Genomic DNA, 13297 nt, shown 5'->3' on the forward strand with positions numbered 1-13297 from the left:
ATTTTCCAAACAAATTCTCCTCTCAAATTCTGCTTATAATTAGACCAGTCTATATAAAATAGATAAACAAAAGAAATAGTATGTATATATTAGCTATTTCTTTAGAAGTGTTGGAATAAATTCGGCAACATAAAGTAGCGGTAATCCATTTTTATTCGTTAATGAACGAGTTATAGCACCTTCGATCATTGCATTCAAAATGATTGCCGTTTTGTTCGCTTGTTCCTTTTCAAATCCGAAATTTTCGAGCTTATCACTATATAAGGCTTCCCATCTTTCGAAAGCTGATTGACAAGCTTTTCGTAATGGTTCGCTTTTTAAAGAGGTTTCAGCTGCTAGTAGCCCAATCGGAAGTCCTTCCAATTGTTCTATATTGTCAAAATGCTTAGCAATATTTCTAATTAAAGATTGAAATGCTACTACAGGATCTGTATATTCGTCAAGCTGTTTTTTTGAATCATTTGCAATAATCGTACTCATTAATTGAACAGCTTCAATGGCTAACTGTTCTTTTCCATTCGGAAAGTGATAGTAAAGAGATCCTTTTGGTGCACCGCTTTCTTTTAGTATTTGATTCAATCCAGTTGCATGGTAACCTTGTAAATGAAAAAGACGTGTAGCAGCTTCAAGTAGATTTTCTCTGGAATCACCTTTATTACTCATGGATTATTCACCTCAAATGTTATTATAACGACTGGTCTAGATATTTTAGACACTAGGTTATCATATTCGTTTAGCCTGATAGAGTCAAGGGTAATAAATGATTGAGATATGTCAGTTAAATCAAGCATATCAGAAACATGCTGAATACTACTATTCTGGTAAAAAACAATAAAATTTGAAAGATGTAATAATTTATTATATTTTTCTAGTTCTTTTAAAGGTTTGTTAATAATTTATTCATATCTTAGGATTAGAATGGAATTAAGTTAAAGATCAATCATCATTCTTAACTTTTAGGAGGAAAACATTATGAGTACAAATGAAAATAACAATCAATTTCCTGGTCAAGAGCCAAATGATCATCCAAATAATTCATTAGAAAATCAAAATATTGAACAAAATGCAAATAACGAAAAGGAGGAAGCAATACAAAGTTATGATTCGGAGGTTGCTAGTGATAAATCCGACCAAGTAGAGGAAATGTCAGGTAGCTCTACTGAAAACCATATTTTTCAAGCAACAGCTCATACTAGTGACGAACAGAATAATAGCCAATCAATCAAACAAGAACAATCTTCAAGAAATCAAAAGAAAAAAGGTAAAAATTTCGGTTTTGTGAAAACAGTAGCTGCAGGTGTGATTGGTTCAGTTATCACTTTATCTGTCATTCCATTTACGGATTATCCGGATATGTTTAATTCAAACAACAATACGACTCAGCAAGAAAGTAAAAGTGAATATTCTAGTACAGGATCAAAAAATGTTGTGAATGTAAAAAATTCAGCTTCTTCTGAATCTAATACAGCGGATGTTATAGAGAAGGCACTACCAGCTATTGTAGGTATTGTTAATATTCAAAAACAAAATCAAAACAACTTCTTTTTTCCACAAGATGGACAACAAAGTCAACAACAATCGGGAGAAGGGGTTGAAACAGGTTCAGGTTCAGGTGTTATCTTCAAAAAAGATAGTAAAAATGCTTATATCGTAACGAATAATCACGTAATTGAAGATGCAGATGAGATCGAAATCTCTTTAGCAAATGGTGAAAAAACGAAAGCTCAATTAGTTGGTACAGATGCCTTGAGTGATTTAGCGGTTCTTACAATTGATGCGAAATATGCTGAAAGTACATTAGATTTCGGCGATTCTAGTGTTTTACGTGCTGGTGAACAAGTTGTAGCCATCGGGAATCCATTAGGGCTTGATTTTTCTAGAACAGTTACACAAGGTATTGTGAGTGCAACGGATCGTGCAGTGGCAGTGTCAACTTCAGCAGGTGAATGGGAAATGAACGTTATCCAAACGGATGCTGCAATCAATGCTGGTAATAGCGGTGGGGCTTTAATAAATACATCTGGTCAAGTCATCGGTATTAATAGTATGAAAATTTCAGAAAGCGGAGTTGAAGGCTTAGGATTTGCTATACCTAGTAATGATGTTGTGCCAATTATCAATGAAATTATTGATAAAGGTAAAGTAGAACGTGTATATGTTGGAGTTGGTTTAGCTAGTTTAGAAGAGATTCCACAATATTACTTACAAAATGTTCCTGAAAAAGCGAAAAGTGGGGTAATGGTTACAAGTGTTGACCCTAATTCGGCAGCTGCAAAAGCAGGAATTCAAGTACAAGATATAATCGTTTCTATAAACAATACAGAAGTGAAAAGCTCTACAGAGTTTAGAAAGTATTTATACGGCAAATTAAAAGTGGGCGATAAAGCAACTATTAAATTATATCGTCAAGGTCAGCTAAAAACAGTAGAAGTTACTTTAACTGCTAATACTGGTGTAACAAGCTGATGAAATGATGAAAAGGAAGCAAAAAAAGAATAGTCTTCAAAAGAGAAGTTTAACTATTCGATTAAATCTATTATTTTTCTTTACTTTTCTATTGTTTTTAGCATTAATTTTCCGGCTTGGAATCGTTCAAATTGTACATGGTCAAGAATATAAGGAAGCTAGTGAAGCTACAACAACAACAAAATATACTTGGAATGCCCCGCGTGGTGTTATGTACGATCGTAATGGTAAGGTGCTTGTAAGTAATGAGCCGATATATACAGTCACATATACAAAAACAGATGCTGATTCAAATAGTAACACCTTGGATATAGCTAAAAGACTATCTAAGCTCATTACTGTTAGTACCGATAAAGTAAAAGATCGTGACAAAAAGGATTATTGGATTCAAATAAATAAAGATAAAGCTTATGACAAGCTTTCTGATGAAGAACAAAAAAAACTAGATGATAAAGAAGAATATCAATTGCTTTTAGAACGTATCACAGATCGTGAACTTGCTTCAATTACGGAGGAAGAAATGCAAATCTACACGATTAAGAGCAAGATGGATCAAGATACAGCCTCGGTTAATCGAATTAAGGAAGGTCTGAATACAAAGGAAGTAGCTATGATTAATGAACACCTGGATGAACTTCCAGGTGTTGATATTAAACTTGATTCAAAAAGAAAGTATACGTATGGGGATACTTTTAAACAGATATTCGGAAAAGTTGCACAAATACCAGCAGAAAGTGCTGATTTATACAAAGCCAATGGATATGAGTTAGACGATTTAGTCGGTAAGAGTTATTTAGAATTACAATATGAAAAACTTCTACAAGGTAAAAAAGAAGAACAATCTTTCGTATCGAATAGGAAGGGAAGCGTAACCGATCAATCCATTACAAAGGAGGGAGAAAAGGGAAAGGATGTCATACTAACCATCGATATGGAACTTCAACAAAAAGTAGAACAAATTATCGAGGATGAATTGAAAAAAGAGTCTAGTGCCGACGGTGCTTATGTTGTAATGATGAATCCGAAAACGGGAGAAATATATTCTTTAGCGGGAAAAAGTAGAAAAAACGGAAAAATTGAAGATGAAGCTTATGGAACGATCCAAAATGCATATGCCATGGGTTCAACGGTAAAAGGAGCAACTGTTCTAACGGGATATCAGACAGGTGCTATTAAACCAGGGCAAACTTTTTTAGATGCTCCTATTAAGCTTAATGGTACTCCAGTAAAAAAATCTTATAAAAACTTAGGAATACTGAATGATATTAAAGCGCTTGAGAGATCTTCAAATGTTTATATGTTCCACATTGCTATGAATATAGGAAACTTTGATTATTCAACAAAAACTGGATTTAAGGATCCACAAAAAGCATATGACACTATGCGAAGTTCTTTCGCTCAATTTGGCCTTGGAATAAAAACAGGTATCGATTTACCAAATGAAGCGACGGGATATAACGGTGGTGTACAAAAACTGGGGAACTTAATGGATTTTGCAATTGGACAATTTGATACTTATACGCCTATTCAATTAGCTCAATATGTATCTACCATTGCGAATGATGGTTATCGAATGCAACCTCATTTATTAAAAGAGGTGCGTTCTCCAGATCATTCTGAAGGAGAGACGGGAGAGTTATTAGATACGTTCGAACCTAATGTTTTAAATCGCATTGATATGAAGCAAGAATATATTGATAGAGTTCAAACAGGATTTCGTCAAGTTATGAGTGGTAGCCAAGGTACAGCTACATCGTATTTCAAGGATGCCAGCTATAATCCAGCAGGAAAAACAGGAACAGCTCAAGTCTCTAACGGCAAAGGTGGTTATCATTATAATTTAACATTAGTTGGATACACTCCATATGAAAATCCGGAAGTTGCTATGGCTGTAGTTGTTCCAAATGTAAGAAGTGATTCTAGCTCGATTAATAAAAATATTGGTAGACGAGTCCTTGATGCGTATTTTTTAAAAGATGAAGCTATGCAAAAAGGAGTGGAATCATAATGGAAAGGATTAAAATTTGGTTAGTAAAAAGCTGTGAAAAAACAGTAGATGGCGAGTTACTTCAAGTGCTAAATGTCTTTCCAGAAGAGAGTAAACCAGAAAATGTAGAAACAAATACGGAGATTCTGCACAAATGGATTTGTTTAAGCTAGAATAAGAAAAGTATGATAAATATACGACAAGCGGCTGTATGATACATGTAGATTTTACACATATATTATACAGTCCTTTTCGTACATTTAACGGTTTTTAGTTTAAGGTTGTTATTTTCGATAACTTTAGAAAATGAAAAAGGTTGATTCGTGCTTATAGTGTGAGATTTTTGTGGAGAAGTGAGTGTTCTTGTGTGTAATTCAATTCAGACTAATCACTTCATAACACTAGATCACAACGTTCGCAAAAACAGCCTTACTCAAATAGAAACGAACAAATCTATTGTATGGAGCGCCAGCATGAAGAGACTACTTTCTATGTTCAATAGAAATGTGTAAGATATAGTTAAGGAAAGTTTTAAGCTGCTTAAGGAGTTGTGGACATGAGAATTTTAGTAATTGAAGATAATGAAAGTGTTTCTTCTATGATTGAAATGTTTTTTGCAAAAGAGAACATAGAGGGAGTATTTATAAATAACGGTATTGAGGGTTACAAAAAATATCAAGAGGGAAATTGGGATGCCTTAATCATTGATTGGATGCTTCCAGGTATGGATGGAGTGACCATTTGTAGGAAAATACGAGAAGATAAGAGTACCGTTCCTATCATCATGCTTACTGCAAAAGATAGTGAATCAGATCAAGTTCTCGGCCTTGAAATGGGGGCGGATGATTATGTAACAAAACCATTTAGCCCATTAGCTTTAATGGCAAGAATAAAAGCTGTAACGAGACGTTATAATTCGACACAACCAGTAAAGCGGGTAGATGGCATACTGCAAACTCAACATTTCAAAATCAATAAACTTACTCGAGAAGTCTTTTTAAATGGTCAGCCGATTACTAATTTAACACCGAAAGAATTTGATTTATTATATTATTTCGTTCAAAATCCGAAGCAGGTTTTTTCTAGAGAACAACTGTTGGAAAGAGTATGGAGTTACAATTTTTATGGAGATGAAAGAACCGTAGATGTTCACATAAAAAGATTACGAAAAAAAGTAGGGACACAATCACAGCCATTCTTTCATACGGTTTGGGGGGTTGGCTATAAGTTTGATGAGACATTGGTAGAATCCCATGAAGATTAAATATATTTATCAACAAATTATCAGTCATCTCAGTGTAATTGTTGTTGCATTTCTTGTTTTAAGCTTAATGTTTTCATATTATATGGAGAATTTGGTGTATACGAATAAAGCAGAAGAACTTATATCATTTGGTAATAATATTTTGCAGGACTTTCAATATTCTCAGAACAACGGTAATCAAGTGTTAAACAGCTATCGAAATGTTTTAGTTGGGCGCAATATTCAATATAGTCTTTTTGATGAAAATAGGGAAATTATATATCCAACCGGCGGACTTATCACTTTAAGAGATAAAGATTGGAATAAGATAAGAAATGGTCAAACAGTAATCGTTAAGCAAGATTACAAACGATTTGATCAAGGTGTAACCTTCGTACTATTACCTTTCATTCAAAATGACACATTTATTGGAGGTATTTTATTAACTTCACCAATTAGTGGTTCTAGAGAAATGATTTCAGAAATCAATCACTATTTATTTTATACCGTACTAGTAGCTTTAGCGATTTCTGTTTTGTTAAGTTGGTATCTTTCAAAATTCCATGTTAAACGAATTAAGCGTATTCAAGAAGCGACGTCACTAGTATCGAACGGTGATTATTCTGTTCGAATTCCTGATTCGAATTTTGATGAAATAGGTGAACTAGCTGGTGATTTTAATAAAATGGTAGAAAAGCTTGATCGCTCAATGGAGGAAATTGAGACATTAGAAAATAGAAGACGACAGTTTATGGCTGATGTTTCACATGAACTTCGTACGCCGTTAACAACCATTAGTGGTGTTATTGAAGGTATTAAGACAGATATGATTCCAGAAGTAGAAAAAGAAAAAGGGATTAATTTAGTTAGTAAAGAAACAAAGCGTTTAATTCGTCTTGTAAATGAAAATCTTGACTATGAAAAAATACGTTCAAATCAAGTTACCCTTATTATAGAAGATATTCCATTATTTGAGGTACTTGAAGTGATTAAAGAACAATTAGATCTGTTAGCTGAAGAGAAGGATAATCAAATCATTGTTGAAGTAGATGAAACAGTCAATGTATACGCAGACTATGATCGATTAACACAAATCCTGATAAATATTACGAAAAATAGCATACAATTCACTGAGAACGGTACAATTTGGTTAAGAGGTAGAGCCGAGAAAGATGAAACAGTTATTGAAATAGAAGATACTGGGATTGGCATAGAGCCACATGAGATTGAAAAGATATGGCGTAGATTTTATAAGGCGGATTTATCTCGAACGACTAATCCTTATGGAGAGTTCGGATTAGGTTTGTCTATCGTAGAAAAGTTAGTTAAGCTTCATGATGGAAAAATAGAGGTTACTAGCAATCATGGCAAAGGTACAAAATTTGTAATTCGGATCCCGTATAAGATTGAAGAATTAAATTGAATGATTGATTATGAAATAGTACATGGAATTTCTAGGTAGTCATACTTAGAAATTTCGTGTACTATTATTTTGGAGAAGTAAAAGTATAAAAAGAAAAGATTTGTATATATATTTTTCGGAAATTTTACTTTTTTCTTAATAATTTCAAGTTTGGTAATAGTTTGTTCATATTTTTTCGATAAAATATGAACAAGCTGTTAAAAGGAAGTCTAGTTGGAGGGAAATCAATGAAGGAAAAATTAAAAAATAATAAACTGCTAGTTGTAGTTGTTATTATCTGTGTTATTGCATTAGCAGTTATTATTGGAAAAAGCTTAAAAAATGAAGATGATGTTTTAGCGACAATTGGAAATGAAAAGATTACGAAAGATGACCTGTATGAGGTTCTTGAAAAGCAATATGGTAGTACTGCTTTAGATACTTTAATTAATAATAAAATTGTTGAGTTGGAAGCAGAGAAAGAAAAAATCACTGTATCGGATAAAGAGGTTAAAGAAGAGTTAAATAACTTTATTGCCGATTATGGCGGCGAAGATAAATTTAATGCTGCGTTAGAATCTAGTAATGTTTCGTTATCTGATTTCAAGAAAGATGTAGAAAATTTTAAAAAGATTGAAAAGCTACTCGAACCGTCAATCAAAATTACCGATGATGAAATGAAAACATATTTTGAACAAAATAAAGAAAACTTTAATCAAGCGGCTCAAGTAGAAGCTAGTCATATTTTGGTTGAAGATGAAGCTACGGTAAATGAAGTTGAAAAGAAACTAGCTGCAGGTGAGGATTTTGCTGAGTTAGCAAAAACTTATTCAAAAGATACATCAAATGCTGAGAATGGTGGGCAATTAGGTTACTTTGGAGCTGGTGAAATGCTTGAGCCATTTGAAAAAGCGGCTTTTGCAATGAAGGTTGGAGAAATTAGTAAACCTGTAAAAACTGATTATGGTTATCACATTATTAAGGTAACAGGTAAGAAAGAAGCTAAGACAGCTGTTTATGAAGATCATAAAGATGAAATCAAAAAAGCTTTATTTGATGAAAAAGTAAATAGTGAATATCCTACATGGTTAGCTGAGAAAAAAGAGAAGTATAAAATCAAAAATAATCTTGAAAAATAATGTATTTATATTTTTCATGAATTATTAATGGTTTATTCATAATTTATTCATATATTTGGACATCCTATCATTTGAATACCTACTAGAAAAAGGAGGAAATTATAATGAAAAGGATGTCCATTTTTGTATTTACACTGTTAGTAGTTATGTCACAGTTCGGTGCCAATTCCATTAACGCTGAAGAAAAACAGCATGTTCATAAGGATCATTTTATACACGATGAAGAATTTTTAAAGCAAAGAGCACAGGAACTGGGGATTAGTATTAAGGATAAAGATAATCGAACTTTGATGAAAGAAATTAGAGAAACCTCTATTTTAAAGGAAGCGAAGGCATTAGGAATACAAACAAAAGGAAAACAAATGGAGGAGATAGCGAAGCAAGTTTATCTAACTCATTTAAAAACGAGGGCTAAGGAATTAGGAATTAGTAGTGAAGGGAAAAGTATTCAAGAGCTCGCAAAAGAAGTTCGTCAAGCGAGAATGAAACAACTTGCGACAGAATTTAAAATGGATACAAAAGGAAAAAGTTCAAGAGAAATAGCGCATGAAGTTAGAGAAAAATTAGTATTTCAATCTGCTGAAAAGTTAGGCATTAATACCAAAAATAGAGATGCTCGAGAGTTAATGCAGGAAATTATGACAAATCATAGAGAAAAAGCTAGAGAGTTAAAGCTATTTCCTTTCACTGAGGAACATATGTATATGATTGGTGACCACCATAAGAGACATCCTATAAAAGCGGAATAAGAGTCTAAAGACTTTTTATCTCTAGGATTTTTCATCAATTTTATTGTCTATTAACAAGTAGTGAGTATAGAGACAATCGTAGCAATTTTCATTTTATGAAAGTTGCTATTATTTTTATTTTAGTTATTCGTCATTTTTTTCTGATACTATTAATAGTAATTCGGTAATATTGCTGGATTTATATAAAAATGATTTTGCAAATATGTTAGCAAGTATTACTTATTTGTCAAAAAGGAGAGAACGATGAAATATAGTTGCGTGATTTTTGATTTAGATGGGACGATACTAAATACGGAAAGAATGAATATCATTCCTTTACAAAAGCTTTTGTTAGAAGATCAAGGAAAAGAAATCGCTTATGAAGAATTAGTAAAATATATGGCCTATCCTGGAAGAAAAACGATTGAATTATTGGAATTTGAAGATGTTGATCTTGCATATAAAAAATGGGTAGATTTCATTCATAGGAGTGGTGAAAAAGCTAGCTTATTTGAGGATTTTGATAAAATTCTTCATATCATTAACAGCAAAGGGGTATTGTGTGGTATTGCTAGTTCTAAAACAAAACATCAATACGAAATTGATTTTATATCTACTGGTTTGCACGGATATATGAAGAGTGTTGTATTAGCAGAGGATACTGATAATCATAAACCTCATCCAGATCCATTAATAAAGGCGATTGAGTTTTTGAATATTAACCCTAGAGAAGCGATCTATGTAGGAGATACAGTTGCAGATTCACAAGCAGCTAGAGCAGCTGGTATGGATTTCGCCCTAGCTTCATGGGGAGCGAGGGATTTAACTATTCCAGCAGATTACATTCTTCAAACACCACATGACTTGCTTGCTGTTTTAGGAATTCATTAGGAGTAAAAAGAAGAATAAGAGATTTACACCTATTAATAACGAGGTGATAGAGATTTGGAAAAACTAGTACAAGGAAAAAGTATTCAGCAGTGGGTGAAGGAATTTCCTCTTTTACAGTCTATTATTCAAGCAGATGAGGTCTTTTGGATAAATGATAATTCACACAATAAGCAACATCAGATTATTAATGCAAAGCAAATGAAGGATGCTGAAAAAAGGTTAGAACGTTTTGCGTCATATATTGAACAGGTTTTTCCGGAGACAGCTATTTCAAAAGGTATAATAGAATCTCCCCTAAAAATGATTCCCACAATGAAACAATGTATGGAGGAAAACTATAATTGTAAAATGGAAGGCTCGTTATGGATGAAATGTGATCATGAGCTACCTATTTCAGGATCCATTAAAGCAAGAGGAGGAATTTATGAAGTTCTAAAGCATGCAGAGGATTTAGCGATTGAACACGGAATCTTTAATGGAAAATTAGACTATAAAATTCTCGATAGTGATTCTGGAAGAGATTTTTTCAAAAACTTCCGTATTGCTGTTGGTTCGACAGGTAATTTAGGATTGAGCATTGGACTCATCGGCAGAAAGCTTGGCTTTCATGTCACGGTGCACATGTCCGCTGATGCTAAACAATGGAAAAAAGATTTGCTTAAATCAATAGGTGTAGATGTGATTGAATATATGTCAGACTATAGTAAAGCAGTAGAAGAGGGTAGGAAACAAGCTGCAGAAGATCCGCTATGTTATTTTATTGATGATGAAAATTCTAACAATCTTTTCTTGGGATATGCAGTTGCTGCATCACGTTTAAAGGCGCAATTGAATGAAATGAGTTTGACGATAGATGATGATCATCCATTATTTGTTTATCTCCCATGTGGTGTCGGAGGTGGTCCAGGAGGAGTTACTTTTGGGCTTAAAGTTGAATTCGGGGAGAATGTTCATTGCTTCTTCGCTGAGCCAACCCATTCACCTTGTTTTCTCATTGGACAATTAACAAGGCTGCAAGATCAAGTATCAGTCCAAGATTTTGGCTTGGATAATAAAACAGCTGCTGACGGTCTTGCTGTTGGAAGGGCTTCTAGCTTCGTAGGAAATGTAATCGGTCATCAGATTTCTGGTCACTACACAATAGAGGATAAAAGATTATTCTCATTTCTGCCTCAGCTAGTCCATTCAGAAAACATCTATGTTGAGCCATCAGCTCTTGCTGGTTTTTATGGACCAATACAATTGTTTAAGCAAAAGGCAGGCGAAGAATACATACACCAGAAAGGTCTTAAAGAAAAAATGAAAAATGCGATTCATATTGTATGGTCTACCGGAGGAAATATGGTGCCGAGTGAAGTGATGAAGGAATATTATCAAAAAGCTTTACAATACCCTTACGATTTGGAAGAATGAGTACACTTGGAACCAAGTTGATTTTTGAAAAAACAATAAAAAGCGGTTGGATGTCCCAAATGTTTAAGCATCACATTTGGAGCAGCCCTTTAGTTAGGTCATTAACAATATTACGACTTATATCATGATCATCTGATTTAGTCGATGGATTCTTCACATACGATAGTTGATAGCTAGTAATACTTTAACTTAGTATGTAGAAAAAGGCTTATTCATCGGAAAATCTTCTATTTAAAATCTAGAAGTATACAAAAATGAAAAAATAATTTTTTTGTGAAATTTTGTTGACATTTGTCCTATTCTTTATTTATTATGAAACTACTTATGTAGAATCATTTTCCTTCAACTATTTAACTCTTTTCTATTTTTTTGATGATTTATGTGAATTGTTTCACAATTTTAAAAATGAAGGAAAAAAATATTATTAAAAAGGGATGGATTGAACATCATGAAAAAAACAAGAATCGTCATTCTAGGTGCAGGTTACGGTGGTTTAATCACTAGTAAAACACTAGAAAAAGCTTTAAAAAACGATGAAGCAGAAGTTACTTTAATTAACAAACATAACTATCACTACATTTCAACACAGTTACACAAAACTGGTGCTGGTACAGCTTCTGATGAAAAAATTATTCTATCTATTCCTGAATTACTGAATGCGAATAAAATTAATTTTAAACAAGCAACCGTTACTTCTGTAGATAAAGAGGCACAGAAGGTACAATTAAGTAATGGTGAAGAGGTTGAATACGATACATTACTTATTTCATTAGGTTTTGATGTTGATACATTCGGAATTCCAGGTGTTGAGGAAAATGCATTTAAAATCCGTAGCTTTAGAAGTACTAAAGCAATCTTCCACCATATCCATAATGAGTTTGAAGGATATCAAAAAGATAAAGATCCTTCACGTTTAACATTTGTTGTTGCTGGTGCTGGATTTACGGGTATTGAAATGGTTGGGGAATTAATTGAAGTGTTGCCTAAACTTTGCAAGCAATACAATGTTCCTGTAGAAGCAGCTAAAATAGTAAATGTTGAAGCATCAAACTCAATCCTACCAGGATTTGATCAAGCGGCAATTGAATATTCAACAAACTATATTAAAAAGAATGGTGTTGAATTATTAACTTCAAGCAAAATTGTGAAGTGTACAAGCGACACAATTACATTAGATAATGGTAAAGAGCTTGCTTCAAGAACTTTAATTTGGTCTGGTGGAGTTCGTGGAAATCGCTTATTAGAAAAAATGGATTTACCAACTACTAGAGGACGTATTGAAGTTGATGAGTTTTTACGTGTAAAAGGATATGAAAATATCTTCTGTCTTGGCGATGCTTCAGCTTTTATTACAAAAGAGAATAAACAATTGTTACCAACTGCACAAGTTGCTATCCAACAAGCTCAGCATTGTGGAAAAAACATTGCTAAGCATATTCGAAAAGAAAGCTTAACAGCATTTGAATATCACCACAAAGGTACTGTAGCATCAATTGGTACAAAAACAGCGGTTGGTAAAGTAGGACCAATGAGTATGAAAGGATTATTTGCAGCATTTATGAAGCAAGTAATCGAAATTCGTTATTTATTTGTTCTTGGTGGACCGAGCCTAGTTGTTAAACAAATGTTCAAAGGCAATAAAGTAGAAAAAACAGAAACTGTAACAAATAAATAATTCATTAGGGAGCCTTTCAAAAGTGATTCTCATCACTTTTGAAAGGCTCTTATGCTTTATCTAGCATTTTTGGGTTCTATACTAAATGTTGGGGTGTCCACTAAAAAAGGACAAAAAAAAGAGCACACATGCTCAACTTTTCTTATACTTGAATTGTCGAGAAACAAGAAAGAAAAGGAGATGTGTGCTCTTGCATTTTAACATGATTTTGCCAGGACTTGAAGAGGTAACCGTCATTCGTGCTGAAACAAACAAAGGAATCTATGAAATATGTATCGAGATGCCTATTAAAGCACATCTTTGTCCATCTTGTTCGAAAGAAACAACACGTATTCATGACTACCGAATGCAAA

Annotated in this window: 11 protein-coding genes; 10 read left to right on the forward strand and 1 reads right to left on the reverse strand. The window is 33.3% G+C overall.

Going from position 1 to position 13297, the window contains the following annotated elements:
• Nucleotides 1-93: 93 nt before the first annotated feature.
• Nucleotides 94-663: a TetR/AcrR family transcriptional regulator gene (locus BN349_RS06920; protein WP_019241559.1), complete on the reverse strand. Its 570-nt coding sequence runs from the start codon at nucleotides 661-663 to the stop codon at nucleotides 94-96.
• A gap of 309 nt (nucleotides 664-972) precedes the next feature.
• Here BN349_RS06920 and BN349_RS06925 point away from each other — a divergent pair, with 309 nt between their 5' ends.
• From BN349_RS06925 to BN349_RS23550, 10 genes are all read left to right on the forward strand, one after another.
• A complete protein-coding gene (locus tag BN349_RS06925; RefSeq protein WP_019241560.1) occupies nucleotides 973-2466 on the forward strand; it encodes a S1C family serine protease in 1494 nt (497 codons plus the stop codon).
• Between the two features lie 7 nt (nucleotides 2467-2473).
• Nucleotides 2474-4474 (forward strand): peptidoglycan D,D-transpeptidase FtsI family protein, encoded by a 2001-nt coding sequence (locus BN349_RS06930; protein ID WP_026089214.1) that lies wholly within the window; start codon nucleotides 2474-2476, stop codon nucleotides 4472-4474.
• Entirely contained in the window at nucleotides 4474-4626 is a 153-nt protein-coding gene (locus BN349_RS25850; protein ID WP_019241562.1) for a hypothetical protein, read from the forward strand. The genes BN349_RS06930 and BN349_RS25850 overlap by 1 nt, the downstream gene beginning before the upstream one ends.
• 383 nt (nucleotides 4627-5009) lie before the next feature.
• The gene (locus BN349_RS06940; RefSeq protein ID WP_019241563.1) at nucleotides 5010-5717 is read left to right on the forward strand and encodes a response regulator transcription factor; all 708 of its coding nucleotides are present in this window, start codon (nucleotides 5010-5012) and stop codon (nucleotides 5715-5717) included.
• Nucleotides 5707-7119, forward strand: a complete 1413-nt coding sequence (locus tag BN349_RS06945; protein WP_019241564.1) for a sensor histidine kinase — start codon at nucleotides 5707-5709, stop codon at nucleotides 7117-7119. Before BN349_RS06940 ends, BN349_RS06945 begins: the two co-directional genes overlap by 11 nt.
• A gap of 227 nt (nucleotides 7120-7346) precedes the next feature.
• Nucleotides 7347-8237, forward strand: coding sequence for a peptidylprolyl isomerase (locus BN349_RS06950; protein WP_019241565.1), 891 nt, complete (start codon nucleotides 7347-7349; stop codon nucleotides 8235-8237).
• A 104-nt stretch (nucleotides 8238-8341) separates the two neighbouring features.
• Nucleotides 8342-8986: a hypothetical protein gene (locus BN349_RS06955; RefSeq protein ID WP_019241566.1), complete on the forward strand. Its 645-nt coding sequence runs from the start codon at nucleotides 8342-8344 to the stop codon at nucleotides 8984-8986.
• Nucleotides 8987-9229: 243 nt separating this feature from the next.
• On the forward strand, nucleotides 9230-9856 hold the full coding sequence (locus BN349_RS06960) for an HAD family hydrolase (RefSeq protein ID WP_019241567.1): 627 nt from the start codon (nucleotides 9230-9232) through the stop codon (nucleotides 9854-9856).
• Between the two features lie 54 nt (nucleotides 9857-9910).
• Nucleotides 9911-11269 carry a D-serine ammonia-lyase gene (locus tag BN349_RS06965; RefSeq protein ID WP_019241568.1) on the forward strand — a complete coding sequence of 453 codons (1359 nt, stop codon included), beginning with the start codon at nucleotides 9911-9913 and terminating at the stop codon, nucleotides 11267-11269.
• 448 nt (nucleotides 11270-11717) lie between these two features.
• Entirely contained in the window at nucleotides 11718-12944 is a 1227-nt protein-coding gene (locus BN349_RS23550; protein ID WP_019241569.1) for an NAD(P)/FAD-dependent oxidoreductase, read from the forward strand.
• The last annotated feature ends 353 nt before the right edge of the window (nucleotides 12945-13297 follow it).

This window comes from Bacillus sp. AP8 (genome assembly GCF_000321185.1).
Lineage (GTDB): Bacteria > Bacillota > Bacilli > Bacillales > DSM-1321 > Bacillus_AD > Bacillus_AD massilioanorexius.

What these genes read in the sequence shown, in the direction of transcription:
- BN349_RS06960 (WP_019241567.1), top strand. Translation starts at nt 9,230, where the DNA reads ATGAAATATAGTTGCGTGATTTTTGATTTAGATGGGACGATACTAAAT.
- BN349_RS06950 (WP_019241565.1), top strand. Translation starts at nt 7,347, where the DNA reads ATGAAGGAAAAATTAAAAAATAATAAACTGCTAGTTGTAGTTGTTATT.
- BN349_RS23550 (WP_019241569.1), top strand. Translation starts at nt 11,718, where the DNA reads ATGAAAAAAACAAGAATCGTCATTCTAGGTGCAGGTTACGGTGGTTTA.
- BN349_RS06920 (WP_019241559.1), bottom strand. Translation starts at nt 663, where the DNA reads ATGAGTAATAAAGGTGATTCCAGAGAAAATCTACTTGAAGCTGCTACA.
- BN349_RS25850 (WP_019241562.1), top strand. Translation starts at nt 4,474, where the DNA reads ATGGAAAGGATTAAAATTTGGTTAGTAAAAAGCTGTGAAAAAACAGTA.
- BN349_RS06930 (WP_026089214.1), top strand. Translation starts at nt 2,474, where the DNA reads ATGAAAAGGAAGCAAAAAAAGAATAGTCTTCAAAAGAGAAGTTTAACT.
- BN349_RS06940 (WP_019241563.1), top strand. Translation starts at nt 5,010, where the DNA reads ATGAGAATTTTAGTAATTGAAGATAATGAAAGTGTTTCTTCTATGATT.
- BN349_RS06925 (WP_019241560.1), top strand. Translation starts at nt 973, where the DNA reads ATGAGTACAAATGAAAATAACAATCAATTTCCTGGTCAAGAGCCAAAT.
- BN349_RS06955 (WP_019241566.1), top strand. Translation starts at nt 8,342, where the DNA reads ATGAAAAGGATGTCCATTTTTGTATTTACACTGTTAGTAGTTATGTCA.
- BN349_RS06945 (WP_019241564.1), top strand. Translation starts at nt 5,707, where the DNA reads ATGAAGATTAAATATATTTATCAACAAATTATCAGTCATCTCAGTGTA.